This window comes from Nonomuraea sp. NPDC050202 (assembly GCF_040656115.1).
Taxonomy (GTDB): Bacteria; Actinomycetota; Actinomycetes; order Streptosporangiales; family Streptosporangiaceae; genus Nonomuraea.
In genome coordinates, this window is record NZ_JBFALF010000031.1 from 1 (window position 1) to 17,991 (window position 17,991).

The 17,991-nt window shown below is 69.1% G+C and carries 19 protein-coding genes; 6 read left to right on the forward strand and 13 right to left on the reverse strand.

What is annotated here, in order from left to right:
- The 3 genes from AB0I79_RS47075 to AB0I79_RS47085 form a co-directional block, all read left to right on the forward strand.
- Positions 1-196, forward strand: a 196-nt coding sequence (locus AB0I79_RS47075) for a transposase (protein ID WP_357888131.1), incomplete at its 5' end; no start/stop codon positions are given.
- A 376-nt stretch (positions 197-572) separates the two neighbouring features.
- A complete protein-coding gene (locus AB0I79_RS47080) occupies positions 573-1,304 on the forward strand; it encodes a DUF6461 domain-containing protein (protein WP_357888134.1) in 732 nt (243 codons plus the stop codon).
- Positions 1,259-1,708 (forward strand): hypothetical protein, encoded by a 450-nt coding sequence (locus tag AB0I79_RS47085; protein WP_357888137.1) that lies wholly within the window; start codon positions 1,259-1,261, stop codon positions 1,706-1,708. The genes AB0I79_RS47080 and AB0I79_RS47085 overlap by 46 nt, the downstream gene beginning before the upstream one ends.
- A gap of 51 nt (positions 1,709-1,759) precedes the next feature.
- Here AB0I79_RS47085 and AB0I79_RS47090 read toward each other — a convergent pair whose 3' ends face one another.
- The gene (locus AB0I79_RS47090; protein ID WP_357888140.1) at positions 1,760-2,956 is read right to left on the reverse strand and encodes an FAD-dependent monooxygenase; all 1,197 of its coding nucleotides are present in this window, start codon (positions 2,954-2,956) and stop codon (positions 1,760-1,762) included.
- An 893-nt stretch (positions 2,957-3,849) separates the two neighbouring features.
- Entirely contained in the window at positions 3,850-4,302 is a 453-nt protein-coding gene (locus AB0I79_RS47095; protein WP_357888143.1) for a MarR family transcriptional regulator, read from the reverse strand.
- A gap of 59 nt (positions 4,303-4,361) precedes the next feature.
- On the opposite strand from AB0I79_RS47095, the gene AB0I79_RS47100 reads away from it, so the two are divergent.
- Positions 4,362-5,498, forward strand: coding sequence for an NAD(P)/FAD-dependent oxidoreductase (locus AB0I79_RS47100; RefSeq protein ID WP_357888146.1), 1,137 nt, complete (start codon positions 4,362-4,364; stop codon positions 5,496-5,498).
- A gap of 29 nt (positions 5,499-5,527) precedes the next feature.
- Here the strand turns inward: AB0I79_RS47100 and AB0I79_RS47105 are convergent, their stop codons facing one another.
- The 11 genes from AB0I79_RS47105 to AB0I79_RS47155 all read right to left on the reverse strand — a co-directional run bounded on the left by AB0I79_RS47105 (position 5,528) and on the right by AB0I79_RS47155 (position 15,697).
- On the reverse strand, positions 5,528-5,935 hold the full coding sequence (locus AB0I79_RS47105) for a hypothetical protein (protein ID WP_357888149.1): 408 nt from the start codon (positions 5,933-5,935) through the stop codon (positions 5,528-5,530).
- Positions 5,881-6,213 carry a hypothetical protein gene (locus AB0I79_RS47110; protein WP_357888152.1) on the reverse strand — a complete coding sequence of 111 codons (333 nt, stop codon included), beginning with the start codon at positions 6,211-6,213 and terminating at the stop codon, positions 5,881-5,883. The genes AB0I79_RS47105 and AB0I79_RS47110 overlap by 55 nt, the downstream gene beginning before the upstream one ends.
- Positions 6,214-6,605: 392 nt before the next feature.
- Positions 6,606-7,895, reverse strand: coding sequence for an MFS transporter (locus AB0I79_RS47115; protein ID WP_357888155.1), 1,290 nt, complete (start codon positions 7,893-7,895; stop codon positions 6,606-6,608).
- Entirely contained in the window at positions 7,895-8,233 is a 339-nt protein-coding gene (locus AB0I79_RS47120; protein WP_357888158.1) for a hypothetical protein, read from the reverse strand. Before AB0I79_RS47120 ends, AB0I79_RS47115 begins: the two co-directional genes overlap by 1 nt.
- A 138-nt stretch (positions 8,234-8,371) precedes the next feature.
- The gene (locus AB0I79_RS47125; RefSeq protein WP_357888161.1) at positions 8,372-9,508 is read right to left on the reverse strand and encodes a methyltransferase; all 1,137 of its coding nucleotides are present in this window, start codon (positions 9,506-9,508) and stop codon (positions 8,372-8,374) included.
- Positions 9,505-10,497: an ABC transporter substrate-binding protein gene (locus AB0I79_RS47130; protein WP_357888434.1), complete on the reverse strand. Its 993-nt coding sequence runs from the start codon at positions 10,495-10,497 to the stop codon at positions 9,505-9,507. Before AB0I79_RS47130 ends, AB0I79_RS47125 begins: the two co-directional genes overlap by 4 nt.
- 407 nt (positions 10,498-10,904) lie before the next feature.
- Positions 10,905-11,840 (reverse strand): SAM-dependent methyltransferase, encoded by a 936-nt coding sequence (locus tag AB0I79_RS47135; protein WP_357888164.1) that lies wholly within the window; start codon positions 11,838-11,840, stop codon positions 10,905-10,907.
- Positions 11,837-12,343, reverse strand: coding sequence for a hypothetical protein (locus tag AB0I79_RS47140; protein WP_357888167.1), 507 nt, complete (start codon positions 12,341-12,343; stop codon positions 11,837-11,839). Before AB0I79_RS47140 ends, AB0I79_RS47135 begins: the two co-directional genes overlap by 4 nt.
- Before the next feature lie 126 nt (positions 12,344-12,469).
- Positions 12,470-13,396: a hypothetical protein gene (locus tag AB0I79_RS47145; RefSeq protein ID WP_357888170.1), complete on the reverse strand. Its 927-nt coding sequence runs from the start codon at positions 13,394-13,396 to the stop codon at positions 12,470-12,472.
- Between the two features lie 821 nt (positions 13,397-14,217).
- Positions 14,218-15,099, reverse strand: coding sequence for a hypothetical protein (locus tag AB0I79_RS47150; protein WP_357888173.1), 882 nt, complete (start codon positions 15,097-15,099; stop codon positions 14,218-14,220).
- Between the two features lie 319 nt (positions 15,100-15,418).
- Positions 15,419-15,697 (reverse strand): hypothetical protein, encoded by a 279-nt coding sequence (locus AB0I79_RS47155; protein WP_357888176.1) that lies wholly within the window; start codon positions 15,695-15,697, stop codon positions 15,419-15,421.
- Between the two features lie 64 nt (positions 15,698-15,761).
- Here AB0I79_RS47155 and AB0I79_RS47160 point away from each other — a divergent pair, with 64 nt between their 5' ends.
- Positions 15,762-16,220, forward strand: coding sequence for a hypothetical protein (locus tag AB0I79_RS47160; RefSeq protein ID WP_357888179.1), 459 nt, complete (start codon positions 15,762-15,764; stop codon positions 16,218-16,220).
- 26 nt (positions 16,221-16,246) lie between these two features.
- A complete protein-coding gene (locus AB0I79_RS47165; RefSeq protein WP_357888182.1) occupies positions 16,247-17,590 on the forward strand; it encodes a hypothetical protein in 1,344 nt (447 codons plus the stop codon).
- The last annotated feature ends 401 nt before the right edge of the window (positions 17,591-17,991 follow it).

Genomic DNA, 17,991 nt, shown 5'->3' on the forward strand with positions numbered 1-17,991 from the left:
AGACCTGGTTCGCCTGGCCAAGATCCGCTGGCGCATCGAGCATGACTATCGCGAGCTCAAGACCGGCCTGGGCCTGACCCACTTCGAGGGGCGCTCCTACAACGGCTGGCATCGGCATGTCACCTTGGTCTCGGCTGCCCACCTGTTCCTCACCGAGCTGCGGTTGACCAGCCCAAAAGCGGCTCGCGCGGGCTGACCTTCTACAAGATCCTGGCCGTTCTCCAGGTGTTGTTAGCCACCTGGAGTGGACGCTGTCCCACCTGCCATCAGCGCCCACCCTAACGAACTAACAAAGTACTACTAGCGAGTTACGGCCAAGGGAGTCCTGCACCACTGGAAGGGTTCCGTGCTCCGCGTCGAGGCGGACACTCGCTACTCCGCTGGGGACAACAGATCACCGTTGCGCTGCCCCTGAAGGGCGAGGTACTCGACCAGGAGCAACTCGAAGGCAAGGTGCCCTACCAGGTGCCCGGCGCCTGGAATTAGCCACTTGGCGATCGAGTCGGTGCTCGCCGCTAGCGTGGGCGTCCGCATCGTCGAACACAGCCACCACCGATCGAGCGAGGCCATCCGTGACGCATGCGACAACGCAGGATTACCTCTGGTGGGAGGAATTCCGAAGCAGCCTCGGCGTCTCGGGGTTCTGCTTCACCCTTGTTGCCGGTCCGCAGCCCGCAGAGGTACTGGAACGCCTCGCGGTCAAACCGGACGAACCTCTACAGGCAGGGGGCTACATCGAGGTGGGCCCTGCTGAGGGCGGCTCGGTCATCGTCGAGCCTGCAGGCTATCTGGGGATCATGCGCGACGCCGTTCGCCCGCTATCGGCGGCTACTGTGCTGGCCAGCGTTCACAACAACGTCAATCACCACGCCAGGTTCATCTACGCCGTCGATGGAAAGGTGATCACTGGTCTCGACCCGATGTTCCCCGATGAACCGCGCTGGGGCGCCGAACCGGACCGACTCCTGCCGCATCAGGAAGACCTCGGACTGGTCGATGAGTTCGATGAGGATGACGAGGAATGGCAAGCGCCCCGTGGGCGGTTCGTCGAGGCGGCGTTAGCGCTGGCCGAACGTTGTACTGGCATCCGGCTGACACCTGAGCACGTACGCGGCCCGCTGCCACATGCAGCTTCCGTCGCGCACCTGTATGAGGTCCGGGACGGGCAGGCTCCCGTGCGAACGACCCTTCATGCCGGTCGGAGGGGTTGGTCCTGCTTTCTTCGGCAGTTGCGGGGCGGGGTGGGCCAGTCCTCGTCGTGGAGGTCGTCGCGCAGGATGCGGGCAAGTTCGGCCATGGTGTGAAGGAGCACCACACGAAGGTCTCCTTGAGGGTCGGCGAGTTCGCTGCCGAGGTAGCCGAGCAGTTCGGTGAGGTCGGCTCGTACTGTGGTCGTCATCATGGCGGGGCCTTTCGTGGCGGGCCGGGGACAGTCACCGGCATGCGCGTCGGCGGCTGGGCGGGTTGCGGGCCGGCGTTATCGGTGGGGATCGTTGGGCGTAGCTGCGAGGTGGTCTGGTGTTCGGGCGAAGGCCCCGGCGTCGGCGGCGTTGGTGACGGCGTTGGTGACGGCGTTGGTGAGGGCGTTGGTGAGGGCGGCGCGGCTTTCGGTCGAGGAGCCCAGATCCGCTGTTGGCCGTCGTCGGTGGTGGTGTCGATGCGCAGGTGTAGGGGCATCCGCTCGCCGGGTGTTGCTGGGTGTGTGTGAGGCGGACGTGCCAGCCCGGGTGGAGGTCCCGGGCTGGCCGGTAGGGACCGCTCAGGCGGGAACCGGTGTGGGGTTCAGGCCGAGGCCCATGGCGGCGCCCAGGTAGGGGCCCAGGTGGAGCGCGTGATGGACGGCGGGCAGGGAGCGTTCCTGCCATCCGGCCAGGGCGGCGTCGAGGTCGGCGCCGTGGTGGAGGTGCTGGCTGAGGGCGATGGCCAGGCCGTGGGCCTGGTGGATGCCGTGGTTGGCGCCGCGGCCGGTGTGCGGGCGGACGGGGGCTAGGGCGTCGCCGAGCAGGATGGCCGGCGCCTGCCCTACGGCGTGGAGCATGCGCTGGGGTGGGTCGATGTCCAGGACGGGGGCGGCGTTCCACTCGCTGGTCGCGCTGATCATTGCGACGGCCGGTGGGGGCAGCAGCCGTTCTGCTTCGGACAATACGACGGTGCGGGCGGCGGTGCCGATCTGGTGGGGCAGGACGTAGGTGCGGTGGGTGGGGTCGTAGCCGAGCAGGTCGCGGAAGCGCTGGCTGGTCATGTTGAGGTAGAAGGTCCAGTCGACGGCGATGGTGCCGTCCTTGCGCAGGATGGGGAAGAGGTTGAACTGGCCGCTGTCGGGCTCGTAGCGGGTGAAGGCGCACAGGTTGGGCAGGTGCTCGGGGAGCTGGCCGCGCCAGGCGACGTAGCCGGCGTAGCGCAGGGGCCGGGAGGGGTCGAGCAGGCGGCGGCCGAGGGAGCGGCGCCCGTCGGCGAACACCACCACGTCGGCGTGGATCGGGGCGGCGCCGGCGATGTCGAGCACCGCCGTGCCGTCGTCGGCGGCGCGTAGGGCGCGGACGCGGCGGCCGGGTTGCAGCCATCCTTCGGGGAGCCGGTTGAGCAGGGCGGTGTTGAGCAGGTGCCAGCCGGTGTTGCGGCCGGGGTAGACGAAGTGGATGCGGCCGGTCTCCCGGCGGTCGGCGACTTGGATGGCGGTGACGCGTTCGCTGGGGAAGGGCACCAGCTCGGTCTGGGGGATGCCGAGGGTGTCGAGGGTGGCGAGCGAGACGTGGTCGAGTCCGAGGACGCCGCCGGATTGGGCGTATGGGGTTGACGAGGCTTCCAGGACGGTCACGTGGGTGAAGCCGGCCTGGTGGAGCAGTAGAGCGAGGGCGGGGCCGGTGATCGAGCCGCCGACGATGGCGATCGACGGCTGGGGCTCGCCGGCGGGCGTCGTGGTCGACGCTGGGGAGGGCGGGACGAGCGTGATCATGGCAGCTCCTTGGGGGTGCGACGGTAGGGGCTGCCGGAAGGCGGCTACGGTGCTCGGCCGATGTTGTGGGCTGGGGCGGGGTGGCCCCCCTTCCGGCGCTCGAGCCGTCGGCGGTGCGGCGGACTGCCCTCGCAACCGTGTGGTTGCGGCCTGGCTGAAGATGTTTTGCGCCAGCAAAAGATCTCTCAGGCAGGCCGCAACTCGCCCACCAGGGGCGGCGGAGCCGGGGCGAGAACACGGTTGCGAGGGTGGGAAGCCGTGCCGCAGGCTGCGAAGCCGGAAGGGGACCCCGCCGCTACGCCAGCAGGAGCTGGAACCGGGGGACTCGCCGACAGGAACATCAGGCGTCGGCCGCCCAGACGCCCCAGATGGGTTCCCGCCTCGGTCCCTGCGTGAGCTGCAGCGCCTATCGGGACCGGCGACGAGCAGCCACGGCGGCGACCGGGCAGACATCGTCGCGCCCCGCCATCTGGTCTTCCTGGACGTGCGGTCCCCTTACCGAGTGACGAGCACCGCGGGCACGGCTGTGACCATTCAGTAAGGGGCGTCCGGCGCGAAGTGACCGGGGCGGACGGAGGTCGAGCGCCGAGATGTGGAATCTCAGGACTATGGGCCAGCTTGTCCACACTGCGGAGACCGTAAGGGAGCCGCGAGGTGCATCCACACCCGTACGAGCGCTACCGCCATGATGATCCCAGGGGCGGTCCACACCTTGTAGTCCAAGGACGGCAGGACGGGAAGCTGCGCGAAGTTGACAGCTGCCACGATCAGCGCGCCAAGGTGCAAGCCATCCGGGAGGGAGAACCGGCCGCGGCGGCCGCCACGTCGGCCTGTTGAGAAACTCGCTGGTCAGGGACAAGGACAGCCGGAAGGGAACGGGCGGATGGGGCGGTTCAGGGTGTGTCCTCTCGTAGTTCTTCGCTGGCCGAGCGGTAAGCGGTGGCGACGCGGGCGAACATGTCCAGCAGCAATGGCGCCTGCTCCGGCTCGTAATGCTGGGCGATCGTATCCAGGTGCCGCCTGGAGGTCTGGCAGGCGGCGTTGTAGTCGTCCAGGCCGTCCTCGACCAGTTCGACGGTGACGGTGCGCCGATCGCGTTCGCCGCGCAGTCGCCGTACGTATCCCGCTTTCTCCAGCCTGTCGATCAGCCGCGTCGTCGAGGCGGACGGCAGCCGCAGCTCTTCGGAGATCGAGCCTACGGGGAGCGGGCCGCGTGTCTCCAGCAGCATCGTGGCGGCGACGTCGATCGGTTGCAGGCCGAGCCTGTCGGCGACCGCCTCGTTGTGCAGCAGGACCGCGATCATGAACTCGCGGAAGATCGTCTCTTCTGGGTGCTGGGCGGCCACCCGACCAACCTACTCCACAGTGATGTATCTTCAAATCGGAGATACTTTGAAACGGAGAAATGATGGATGTTCTCGTCATCGGCGCGGGGGTGGGCGGCCTGGCCGTCGCGCGGGTGCTGCTGGCCATGGGCCACCGGGTACGGGTCTACGAGCAGGCCCCGGCCCGCCGCACAGGAGGCAAGGCGCTGCTCGTCTGGAGCAACGGCAACGCCATCCTGAACGATCTGGGCATCAGCCTGGACGACGTCGGCGCGCGCATCGACAGGATCGACGCGCTGACCTCCGGCGGCAGGCTGCGTACCAGCATGGACCTCGCCCACGCGGCCGGCCGCTACGGTTTTCCCACCAAGGCGGTTCCCCGCCACCACCTGCTGCAACGCTTGGCCGACGGGCTGCCCGACGACGTCGTCCGCTACGGCGTGACCTGCGAACGCGTCACGCAGGACGGCGGCGGCGTCATGGTGACCTTCGCCGACGGATCGACGGTTACGGGGGATGTGCTTGTCGGCGCCGACGGCCACCACTCGGTCGTACGCCGCACGCTGTGGGGCGACGGTGCCGTCCAGCCGGCGACCTTCGGAACCTGGCAGGGCCTGAGCCCGATCGACATCGCCATCACCGACACGACTCGCCATCTCATGGTCTCGGGACGGGAAGGCGCGTGCGGCCTCATGCCCGCCGGCAAGGGGCTGCTGCAGTGGTGGTTCGACGTGCGCTGGTCACCCACCGACCCGCGACCCGCCTCACCGCTGGCCGAACTGCGCCGCCGCTTCGGGCACTGGGCCTCGCCCGTCTCCGAGGTGCTCGCCGCCGCCACCGACGACGATCTCGAGTTCTTCGGCCACCACTGGAACAAGGTCCGCCCGGTGTGGGGCGAAGGTCGCATCACGCTGGTCGGCGACGCCGCCCACACGATGCCGCCCACGCTGGGGCAGGGCGCCAACCAGACCCTTGAGGACGCCTGGGTGCTCGGGCGCGAGCTCGCCAAGGACGGCGACGATCCCGCGGCCCGGTTGCGCGCCTACGAAAAGGCCCGCTACCCGCACATCTCGCTGGTCTCGAAGCTGGCCAAGCGCAATCCCGCCAACTGGCGCACCCCGCCGATGCTCGCCCGGCTGGTCCCTGACACGATCCAGACCACCATGCTCGCCCGGTTCAGCAACCGCCTGACCGCGGCCGCTGCGCGAGAGCCCTGACCGTGTCAATGTGAGGTCTCAAGACATGGTTAACCAGTTGTCCTCAGGACTTGGTTGACGAGTCGTTGGTCTGGGGTGCCCACGCCGCGGACATGGATCCGGGTGATCGGAGCGGTGTTCTTGCGCGGTCTGATGGCGAGTTCTTCTTCGCCGTGCAGGACCTGAAAGTGGGTGTCTTCGATGATGACGGTGACGAGCTTGCCGGCGTGCCGGGGTCCGACCTTGATGTACTGCCCGTCGACCATGAATCTGCCCTGGGCGTGGACACGACGCTGGACGCGAATGGAACCCGGCGCCAGCGGAGGTGGAGGTAGCGGCGTGGCCGCCGAGCGCGCTCCGGTCAGCTTGGCAAGTTGGTCGGCGGGTATCGGGCAGGTGCCGATCAGAGCGTTGTCGGCGATGGCGTGCAGGAGGTGGCCGTCCAGGCGGAGCACCACGGTCGGCCGAGATAGCCAGGCCCGATGACGATCTTCTGGCCGGCCAGTTTCACATGACCGTCGCGGCTGTGGACCTTGCGTTCGACTTCGACAGGTTCCCCGGCGGCGAGAATGGTCCGGCCGATGGCGCGGGGCAGCGCTGCGGTCGCCGGCTCCGGTCCAGCGGGCCGGGCGCCACGCATGGTCATGGAGGCGAGGTCTTGCGGAAGGAGCCGGGAGGCGAGGGTGCGCACCAGATGGCCCTCAAGCAGACCTACCTGTCCACCCGCGTCGCTCACAGCGTCTTGCATGGTCTGCGCTCAACGGTCTACGTCCGGCTGCAGCGCATGTCGCTGTCCCCGCCGAGCGCCGGCAGGCCGGCTTCCCCGCCTACTACGAGCACATGCCATGACGGCCCGGCGGCCGCCCCGGCGGCACGGCCGTCCAGCTCTACCGGCGCCTGCGCTGGGGCGTCCTCGCCGCCCTGCACGTTCGACACCCGGCAGTACCGCGACCCGCACCTGTGCGGCGCCAGCATCGGGGCGGTTCAGCCTGTCCGTCAGCTGACACCGTGCTGTACGTCATCGTGCGCCAACGTTCTCCAGCATGGCTGACACAGATAGCTCGAACCGTAACGATCACAAACTGTGGGCCAGATCCCGTTTGGCACGCGAACCAGCATCGTTGAAGATCACCGAACGGGGACCGAGTCCATCACCAGGCGGGCCTGTCCTTCACGCGAGAAGTCAGGTGAGGCGGGTGCGCCGAGGTGGCGCACGTCACGCACGCTGAAGGCAGCGGCCGCGCCGGTTACGGCGATGGCGGCGCAGCCGGCGAGCACGAGCCGCACTCCGACGGCGTCAGCCAGCGGGCCGGCCAGCGCGGAGAAGACAGGCGCGAGCGCACTTCCGACCGTTGAGGCCGTGGCGGTGACCCGGCTGAGTTGTCCGTGCGGGATCTCGCGTTGTTGCAGGCTGGTGTAGGAGACGAGTTTCAGCGTCGCTGCGGCTCCGGCCAGCGCGCTGGCGATGGCGATCCACCATGTGGGGGCTGCGGCGGCCATGCTGGCCAACAGCAGCGCCTCGGGTAGGGCAGCGGCGCACAGCAGCATGCCCATGCGGGAGGGTGGCAGCAGCAGGGCGGTGACTGAGCCGATGATCAGGCCTGCGCCGAAGGCGGAGCCGATGATGCCCCAGCTGAGCGCGCCGTCCTCGAGGTGGCGTAGTGCGAACAGCGGTCCGAGGACCGTGAATCCGGCGCTCCAGCAGGCCGAGGTCAGGGCGTGCAGGCTGGTCAGTACTCGTAGCCAGCGGCGGTTGGCGAAGGCGGACAGCCCTTCGAGCAGTTCTCTGCCGATCCCGTGGCGCTGGTCTGGGGTGTGGGCGTCTGGGCGGCGCACCGTGAGGAACATCGCGCCGGACAGCAGGTGGGCGGCTCCGGTCCAGGCGAGGATCCAGCCGGGCGAGCCGAGCGCGATCACCAGCCCGGCAGTGGCGGGACCGATGATCGCGGCAAGGCTTGCGGCGATCTGCAGGAGGGCGTTGGCTGGGACGAGCGCGTCGAGGGTGACGAGGGCGGCGAGCATGCCTTTGGCCGCGGGCTGGAAGAACGCGGCAGCGGCGGCGGTCAGCATGGCCAAGCCGCCGAGGGACCAGGTGGTGGCCGAGCCGTTGATGACCAGCGCGCCTGACAGGCCTTGGCTGAGGCCGCAGACGAGCTGGGAGGCCACGATGATGCAGTGCCGGGGTAGGCGGTCAGCCAGCACGCCGGCGATCGGGGTGACGGCCAGGTAAGCGAGCAGGCCGATGGTCGTCACCAGGCCGAGGGTGGCAGCTGCGCCGTCCTCGGCGAGGAGCGCGAAGGCGAGCCCGGCCGGTGCCGTGGTGGTGCCCAGAACGAAGGCGGTGCGAGCCGCGGTGTAGCGGCGCAGGTGCCGGTTGCGGCGCATCAGCTTCGCGGCGGCCCCGAGGCGTTTGCGCATCACCTCGGCCTGCTGCTGATCGGCTGCTGTGCTGACAGTGGTGAGGGGGCTAGACGGGGCCGGGCGCCGGAGTGGGCCGCGATCCGCGCTTCGCTCTGCTCAGCCTCGACATCGGGGTGGAGATGCCCGGCCGACGGGGTGGCGATGCGGTCGGTCCGGGCAGAGCCGGCGTGCTGCAGCGCGGCAGGGCGGGTGGTGATGTGCCGGATGTGGTCGAGGTGGCGCCGCCAGGAGAGCTGGTCAGGTGTTGGGCTGGCGGGTTCCGGCCAGATGGGGAGCTGTTGATACGGCTGCCGCATTGCCGCGCAGGGCAGCGCGGCGTCGGCGTGTTCGTCCATGGTTGTCCTGGAGGGGTGGCGTCCCTGGCCTGCCGATGTGGTGTGTCGGCTTGGCCAGGGACGCGGCTATTTCGGGGGTTCAGCGTCCGGTCAGGGCCAAAAGCGCGCGCAGCTCACGGCGTGGGTGGGGCCGGCTGTTCAGGGGTGGGTGATCATCAGGGTCTGCTGTGACGTCGGGAGCTGGTTGGTCTTGCGGACGTGCAGGCCGGCCTCTCGCGCCATCCGGAACATGGCGTCGCGGTCCTGTACCCCGTCGCCGGGGAACAGCGACAGCATGCGCGCGTCGGTGCTGTACCAGCGGCTTGGCTGGCCTGCCAGGCCGGGCAGCATGCCCTGGATGATCCACACCTCGGCGGGATGGTCGCCAGCTTCGATGGTGTGGCGCACCGTGGTGAGCAGGTCCACGCCTTGGGCGGTGCTGTAGTTGTGCAGCACCGACGACAGGAGGTACACCTCTGCGCCGTGCGGGATGCGGTCGAACAGGTCGCCTGCGGCGAGCTGGATGCGGTCGGCCAGCCCTTGGGTGGCGAGGTGGTCGCGGGCGCGGTCGAGAACGTCCTGGCGGTCGGCGAGGATGCCGCGCAGGTGCGGGTGTTTGCGCAGGATGGCGGTCAGGACGCCGCCGAGTCCTCCGCCGAGGTCGGCGATGGTTCGCACGTGGTCGTAGTCGAAGGCTGCCAGGTCCTGGCTGACGGCGGCGCTGCGGGCTGTCATGAACAGGTCGAATTCGCGGCCGATGGCCGGGTGGTGGGCCAGGTAGTCGTAGGGGGGCAGGCCGGTGGGCCATGCGGGGTGGCCGCGGCGGACGGTCTCGGTCAGGTTGCCGGCGGCGTCCCACCAGTACGACGATCCGGTGACCAGGACGGCGTGCCGCTGGGAGCGTTCGGCGGCTGCGGTGAGGACCTGCCCGTACGGGGTCAGCTGGTAGCGGTCGCAGTCGAGGGTGACGAACCGGCCGCCGTGCAGCCAGCGCATCAGCCGGCGCGTGGCTGCCGGGTCGCATGCGCAGCAGGCCGCCAGTTCGTCGCTGGTCAGCTTCTCGTGGCAGAGGAGTTCGAAGATGCCGAGCTCGACGGCGGCGTGCAGGGCGGCGAAGTCGGGCACGGCGTCCATCATGTGCTGGATGAGGTCGAACGGGCTGATGCCGAGGTCGGCGCCGCGGGCCGCGGCGGTGGTGGCGCGGGTGCGCTGGGGCAGCGCCGGCGGCGGGGCCGCCTGGTCGTGCTGTTGGCCGGAGGGGTCGGTGGGCTGGCCGGTGAACGGGTCGGCGGTCATGGGGTCAGTTCCTGGTGGCGTCGGCTGGCGGGCGGCGGCGGGAGGATCGAGGCGGACGGTGTGGTGGGGATGGGCGGCGGCGGCATCAGGATGGGGCGGACGTCGAGGGCGTCGGCGAGGTAGTCGTATTCGAGCATGAGGTCGGCGACTTTCTGGATCCGGCTGGGCGCCAGGTCGAGCGGGAAGATGCCGATCGTGATGTTGGCGGCGGCGTCAGCGTCGATCTTGGTGTAGGTGGGCAGGAGCCTGGCGATGAGTCCGCGGTCGGCGGCGACGTCGGCTTGAGCCCGCTGCATGGCGCGTTGGAAGGCCAGCACGGTGCTGGGGTGGTTTTTGGCGAAGGTGGCGGAGGTGGCCCAGCCGGCGATGGGCAGGTCGGCGGTTTGGCCGGTCATCATGTCGGCGAGTTTGCGTCCGCCGTGCTGGGCGTAGTAGGCGCTGATGAAGGGTTCGGTCATCCAGGCCGCGTCGATCTGTCCGCGTTCCAGGAGGTTCATCATCTCGGTCACGGGCTGCTCGGACAGGTGCACGTCGTGCTTGGTGAGGCCGGCGACTTTCAGCGCGGCTTCCAGGGTGAGGGTGCCGACGGAGTTGAGGGTGAGCACGGCGATGCGCTTGCCGTGCAGGTCGCTGACGGTCTTGAGGGGGCTGTTGCCGGGGACCATGAGCACGAAGGCGTTGGGGGCGGCCTGGTAGGCGTCGGTGACGAGTTTGATCACGCCGGGTTCGCGGGATTGTTTCTGGATGGCGGCGACGTAGTTCATGATCGCGAACTGGAGTTCGCCGGATTCGAGCTTGGGCAGGGCGATGCCGCCGCCTTGGACCTGCACGGTGGTGACGCGTAGGCCTTCGGCTGTGAAGTATCCCTTTTGCTGGGCGGCGGCGATGGTGGCGCAGTCGGGGATGGGCATGATCCCGACCGTGATGGCGGTCGGGGGCGCGCCAGTGTCGGCGGTGTGCGGGGTGGGGGCGCCGCAGCCCCCCAACATTACCACGAGTGATAGAGCAATCACTATTTGTAACTGTCGCATGGGTGGCTGATCTTTCTGGGTGGTGGGTGTGGGTCAGGCGCCGTCGGCGGTGGACGTGCGCGCTGGCGGTGGCTTCCTCACCGGCCGCAGGCACCGCGCGGCCGGTGAGGAAGGGCTATGGGCGGTGGCGGGGCGCACCGTCTGGGGTGCCCGCTTCGCCGTCTCACCGTCGAGGACGGGGACAGGGAAGGGGATGGGGATTGGGGATGGGGGTGGGCAGGGCGTGCGGAGCGGGGCCGCGAGGCAGGCGAAAGGGTGTGCGGCCTGCCTGCCTCGCGGCCTGCCGGGGCCAGGTTCGGGCGAAACCCGGCCTCCTGGGAGTGCGGCACGGCTTGCGACGGGGTGTGGCGCGTGCCGCGGAAGGTCTAGGTCATGCTGCTGCCGTTGTGGCCGGGGTGGGTGGTCGGGGTGGGCTGGTGCGGGGGCGGGATGGCGACACCACCGATGATCTTGGCTCGGGTTGCGTCGAGCCGAGCGGTGACCTCGTCGCTGCGCCAATCCGAGACAGGAACGATCCGGCCCGGAGGATCCGCCCACGTCCAGTCCGGCAGCAGGGCCTGGAGACGTTCGCTGTCGCGCAGGGTCATCGGGGCGTTGGAGTTGCCGTTGTAGATCTTCAGGCCTTCGCTCACGAGGCCTGGCGGCAGGTCCTGATCGCTGCCGTGGGACAGGACCAGGCGGCTGCCGTCGGCCATGTGCTCGCGCGCGGTGTCGACGATCGCGGCGACCTGATCATCGTCGGGCAGGAAGTGCAGCACGGCAACCATGAGCATGGCGACCGGCCGGTCGAAGTCGATCAGCGCGGTCACCTCGGGCATGGCGAGGATCCAGCGCATGTCGCGGATGTCGGCCTGCACCATGCTGGTTCGGTGGTCGCTGGCCAGCAGCGCGCGCCCGTGGCAGGCCACCTGCACGTCCATGTCCACGTAGACGACGCTCACGTCCGGATTGACCTGTTGGGCGATCTCGTGCACGTTGCTCTGCGTGGGCAGTCCGGAGCCGAAGTCGAGGAACTGGTCGATGCCTTCTTCGGCCAGTGCCGTGACGGCGCGGCCGAGGAAGTTGCGGTTGGCCCGGGCGGTGTCGCGCAGTTCCGGAATCTTCTTCAGCGTTCGTTCGGCGGTGTCCCGGTCGATCTGGTAGTTGTCCTTACCGCCGAGGAAGTAGTCGTACATGCGGGCCACGTTGGCGGTGCTCGGGTCGATGCCCTCGGGTGCCCGCTCGCGCGGTGCCGGCGAGTGGATGGCTCGACTTGCGCTCGGGGTGGGCGGTGGGCCGAGGTTGGGCAGGTCCGCGCTCATCGCGGCGCCGTTTCGGGCGTTGAGCCGCGCAGCGGGCAGGCGCCGCCGGCCAGGAGCGGGGTGAGGCGGTCGTTGCTGCGCGTTGCGGCGCAGGGCGGCCCGCTGGCCGCAGTCACGTGGGCGGTCGCAGGCCGCGGGTCCATGCGCCAAAGCGGGTGGGGCGGCGGGACCGGACGCGCCTGCATCGCCAGGGGGATCCGCGGCTCGGCCGCTGGCGGGCTTTCGGCCGCTGGGCGGAGTTCGCCGCCGCTCCCCCAGGTCAGCGCCTGATCCATCAAGGAGTGCGGGTGGGCGATGCTGGATTCTCCCGGAGTGCTGACCTGGTGGAGATGGAAGCCGCCGTAGCCGGGGGACGGGACGGGCACCGCGGTGGTGGGTGCGGTGGTGGGTGCGGTGGTGGGTGCGGTGGTGGGTGCGGTGGTGGGTGCGGCGGTCACGGCGTCGGTGAAAAGCGATGCCGATGGCGTCGCCGCGGCGGCCGATGTTCGTCTGTTGTTCGTCATGGTCGGATCTCCGTCCGATGGGCTTTGGTCGTGCCGCTGCGGTGGTGTGAGCGGCTTATGCGTGGTCCGGGACGCCGGTTGCTGCTGAGGTGCGAGCGCCGTGCGATCCGGTCCCGGGTCGGGGGCTCAGTCCGGGCGTGTCCGGTGGCGCAGCCAGAGCAGCCCGGCGGGGACGAGCACGGCGGCGCCCTGCTGCTGGGGGTGCCGGACGGCGCGGAAGATGTGGTCGGCCGTCCACGCCGCGATCAGCCCGGTCACCGCCTTGTGCGGCGCCGCACGCCAGCTGCCGAAGGAGTCGGCCAGTAGTGTCTCGGCCTGGCCGGGGGCGTGGCCGTCGTGGATGAGGTGCAGCCCGAACGGCACCGCGTCGAGCCAGGCTGCTCCGTAGGCCGCCCGGCCCCAGTCCAGGAGGTGGACACCGCCGGGGGTCAACAGGATGTTGCGCGGGTCGAGGTTGCCGTTGAGCAGGGTGGTGCCGGCGGCGGCGTCCATCTCGAAACCGTGCAGCGCTCGCTCGAGGAGTCCTCGTTCCTCGCGCGCCAGGTGCGGCGTGTGGCTGTCGAGGATGGTCCACGCGTCGTCCACCACGCGGCTGAGGTCTGCCTCGGCCAGGACCGCGTCGTCCGGGACGCTGCCGGCGGTGAGCCGCGGGGCGAGGCCGGCCAGGGCCGCCAGCACGGGTTCGAGGTGGGCCGAGTCGGGGTGCAGGCGGGCGTTGGAGCCGCTGACGTGGCGCAGGAGCGTGACGTACCAGTCGTCGATGGTGTCGGCCAGCACCAGGCCGGGGGCGGGCAGGTCGTCGCGGAGGGCTCGGGTCCGCTGCTCGCGCCGCACCGCCAGGCCGGCCGCGGTGCCGACGCGGGCGGCTTTGAGGCAGACGCGTTGTTCCGCTTCGGTGCGCAGGAAGATCAGGCTTCCGTTCGGATGGGGCTTGGCGTGCCGGACGGGACCGCAGGCGTCGATCACGGCAGCCCGAACGGCGTCCGGTAGGTGGTGCCACGCGAGCCGGGTCGTCGTCGCCTCCGGTGCGTCTGGCTCGCCTCGGTTGGTCATGCGTTGATCTCCTTGGGGGGTTGGGGGTGGCGGATCGGGTTGGGTGGCCGTCGTGGTTCATCCGGGGATGGCTTGTCGGTCTCGCCGAGAAGCCGGAGCAGGTGGGCGAGCCATGGCCAGCGCGGCGGCTTGCCGGCCGTCGGCGCGCTGCCGTAGAAGCCTCCGTCCGGGGGCAGGAGCTCGCCGCCTGCCTCGGGTAGGTCGTTGAGGTGAGCGGGCCGTGGGACGGCGTCAGCGATTCGCCGTCCCACGGCCGGTCGCCTCGGCCGGAGCCTCACCGGGGCGGCTGCTGCGAGGGCTCCGACCGGGCGCGTGCGCTGCCCTCCGCAGCGGAGGGTGGCTGGGACGTGGGCGGATCTCCTGCGTGTGCGCCGTCGGACGCGAGCGGCGACGGCTTGCCGCGACTGGCTCCTTCCTTGTCCAGTCCGGTGGGGAAGTTCTGGTTCATGGCGAGGAGGATGGCGTTGAGCATGAAGGTGCCTTTGCAGGTGGACGGGCGTTGGAGCCCGAAAGGGGTCGGGGTAGGCAGGGGCCGGCGGTGGTGTGCCGAACCTGCTCTGTCGCCAGGATCCAGCGGCGGGCGGCCGCCCGAAAGGGCGCGGCCGGCGGTGCCTAGAGCGCCGGACATGGTGGGTGGCGCAGGCCGGGCGTCAGGAGCCGATGGTGAGCCGACGCCCGGCCTGCTGCCGGGTGGTGCGGTGCGGCGGGGACGTCGACACCGGGCCGCCCGCACACGGCGTGGCAGCGCGGCGCCGGTGACGGCGTCGCACCTGGCCAGAGTTGGCCACGCCACGATCATCATGTCCTTGAGGTGGGCCGGGTCAGAGCCTGGCCAGCCGGTGCGTCAGCCACGCTGGGCAGGCGTGGGCGAGGCGCAGCGCATCGTCTCGGCGGTTGTCGGGCCCGTGCTCGGCCTGGTACAGGTGGTGGGAGCCGCAGATCGCCGTCAGACCGATCACGTCACGCGCGGGTGCGTTCGCCCAGGCGGGCGCCGCGGCGGACAGCAGCTCGTCGACCTGCTGCGGGCTGTGTCCTTCGGCGATGAGCTGCGGTGCGAGCAGGGCCAGGTCGATCCACCAGGCGCCGAGGGACGCCGTCGACCAGTCGATCGCGTAGATGACGGTGTCCTTGGTGAGCAGGGTGCGGGGGCCGAGATCGCCGTGGATGAGCGTGCTGCCGCCCAGCCGGTCGATGTTGAATCCTTCCAGCGCGGGCAGGTAGGGGTTGCGCACGTGCGGCTGGTCCAGCATCAGGCGTCCTTTGGCGTACAGGCTGCTGAAGTGCTCGACTGCCGATGGGCCGGGTATCGCGCAGTGCTGGGCGGCGAGCCATCCCACCGCGTCCAGCACGAGGGGCAGGTCTTCGGAGTCGTGTCGCAGATCCACGTGGCGGGCGTGATCGTTGACGAGTTCGGAGGCCAGCACGAGCCAGCCGTCGATCTCCAGGCTCCACAGTGAGCGCGGCGCAGGGGCCTCCACTGGCAGGTGCCAGCCCGCCCACTGTTCCCGCCGGTAGGGCTCGGCGGCGGGGCTGTCGGCCGGGATGGCTTTGATGAAGATGTCGTCCTGTGCGGCGTACAGGTGCGCGGCGAGCCCCGGCCGACGGCCGATGACGGTTTCGGCCTTGATGACGGTGCCGGTCTTGTCTTCGATGACGTCTCGTACGCTCTGGGGAAGGTGCTCCCAGTCCAGGCGGTCGTTCATTGAGGTCTCCAGCAAGAAGGTGAGGGTTTCAGGGACGATCGGTCATCCATATGAGGGAGGAAGTGCGGGGCGGGGACGGACGTCGGCCTTTACCGGTTCCGGCGCGAACTCGATCGTGCGCACTACTCCCGGCTCGCGGATGACGAAGGGGCCTGCCAGAGCCGTGATCTCATCTCGTCCCTGGTGCGGGGGTAGATGTCGATGCCGTGCTTGGCCTTGCAGGCCGCCGCTCCAGCGGCCGCCTTCGCTGGATCAGCATCGGCGCTGGTGAAATAGATGGCGACCATCACGCTGCCGAGCCCAGAGGGAGGATCGGTTATCACGCGGCGCCTCGACAGGGCCGCTGTGGCGCTACGCGTGACGTGCGAGGGATCCCGAGGAGATAACCAAGACGATCAGCTGTCGCCAGCTCGTCACCTCGCTCTCCGAGTTCATATCCGTAGTCGGTCAGATAGCTGCCGTTGATGGCACCCACGGCTTCACCAATGCGCGGATACAGCGGGTTTCTGACGATTACCGACCCGTTGTCACCGTTCGTCACGGACAGTCCGCGCGCCCTGAGGATCTCGGCCAGAATGGCGAGACGGTTCGCGTGCATGGGTCAATCGCATCTCAGTGGGCACGCGAGCGGGATCTGACAACCTATGACACGGAGTTGATCAATGCCTCTCGCTGTGGCGATAACCGGTACACGGTCGACAGGACACCGTGAGCTCTCCTGGTACGCGGACCTGTTCGATGCCTTTCTCGGGCCGTTCGCGAGGGAAGATGCGCATTTCTATATCGGCGGCGCGGCGGGCATCGACAGTTTGTCCCTGCTATGGCTTGCCGGGAACTCAAGCTCGCGGATCACGATCGTCACGCCCGGCACTGTCGAACAGCAACCCGCTGAGGCACGGCAAGCCGTCGCCCGCTGTCGTGATCGCATCATGGAGATCATCGAGCTGAGTGCTCCCACGCTCCGAACGCCCGCGTATCATGCGCGAAACCAGTGGATGGTCGATCACGCTGCCATGGTGATCGGATTCCCCCTCCAGGGGCCAGAAGGCACGTCCGGCACCTGGCAGACGATCAATTATGCAGCCTCACAGGGAAAACCACGGCTGATCGTACCCGTGTGAGGCACGGGAGCGGGCATCATGAGCCTATGAACGCCCGCGACAAGCTCGTCGGCGCTGCCATCATGAAGCGACTCCGACTGGCCCGGGGCTGGTCCCTGGCCGACACGGCCCGAGCCATCATCGACACGGCTGCCCGGCTCGGGCAGCCCTTCGACGTCAGCATCGCGAGCGTGCAGCGAACCGTCGCCCGATGGGAAACCAGCACGAAGCCGATCCTGCCCAGCGAGCGGTATCAACTGCTCCTCGCGCACCTGTACGCGGGTGACACCGAAGGACGGCCATCCCTCGGCACCGGCAGCGACTTTGCCGAACTCCTCGATGCCCTCAGGCACCTCGGCGAGAGCGAGCAGCGTCTCAGCGAACTCCACACCCTGCTCGTGCGTACGACCACCGACGCCGGTGCCGGCCTGCTCGCGCTGCTCGGTCCGCCAACGCAGCAGTTGCTCTCCGCAGCTCTGGCCGATCCATCTCGTATCGACGAAGAGCTGCTTGTGGCGCTGCGTGAGGCGGTATCCAACGTGAACGGGCAAGTCGGGAGTATCCCGTTCGTACGGCTGCATCTCATGCTGGCGCCGATCGTGGAGTCCTGCCGTCGGCTGACCACCGGAGCGCTTCCTCCGGCACATGTGGCCGACCTGCAGTGGATCGCTGCGCAGGCGTTCATGCTGGCCGGCCGATTCGCCTTCGAGACCAGAGACGACGAAGCCTCGAGGGCCTTGTATCTTGCGGCAACCGATGCGGCCGGCAGGGTCGGCGCGCCATGGCATCGTGCAGTCGTTCGCTTGAGTCACGCGCTCGTCACCCTGTATTCAGCGCCGGGCCTCGACGCCGCCAAGGCACTCGTCGACGCCGCCGTGCGTGACGCCCGAGCCGGGGAGAGCGTGACGGTGCGGGCACGGGCCCACGCCTTGCAGGCGGAGATCGCAGCTCGAGCCGGTCAGAAGAAGCACGCGGAGACCGCGCTCGCTCTCGCTTGGTACGACATGGACAGTGATCGCGACGGGGACCCGGCGACCGGCTCGTTCTCGCCCGCTCTCCTGCGTGGTTTCGAGGGCGTCACGAAGCTGTATGTGGGGGACGTGTCCGAGGCGCACGACTACTTCGCTCGCTCCACCGAGTCGCTTGTCGCGCCACGCGAGCGGGTACAGCGCGCGATCGTGGCCACGGATCAGGCCATCGCGCGGATCCGCCTTGACGATCCACGATCAGGCACCGACCTGCTGCATGGTTGCATCGACGCCGCGTCGGAGACGGGTGGCCGAGTCGTCATGATCAGGCTGCGCGGTGCACGCCACGACTTGCGGCAATGGAGGCGCGAGGATTTTGTCGCTGACCTTGACGATCACCTCATCGAGTTGTTTGGCGTGTGAGGGGTCCTACGGGAGTGACCGCCCTGCCAGATCAGATTCCTGTCGCCGTCCTCGTTTTCGATGACATTTCTCTTCGCGACTGTCTGGATTGGGTGCCAAAGATGGGAGATCAGGAAAGTGCCGGCCCCGGTTCAGAGCCGCCTGGCCATGCCGAGGCTGTGTTCGCGGCTCAGGGTGAAGGCGATGTCACCAGCACGCACCGATTCATCGGTCTCCGCCGTTGGCGGGAAGCTCCTGTCGCGTGAGCCTCTTGGGAGACGTACTTGGCGTCGAGCGGAAGGGCAGTTCCCGTGACCACGAACCGGCTCGTTCTCTGGGACATCGATCACACCTTGATCGAGACTGGCGGCGTGGGGAGGGAGGTCTTCGCCGACGCCTTCACGCAGGTGACTGGTACGCCC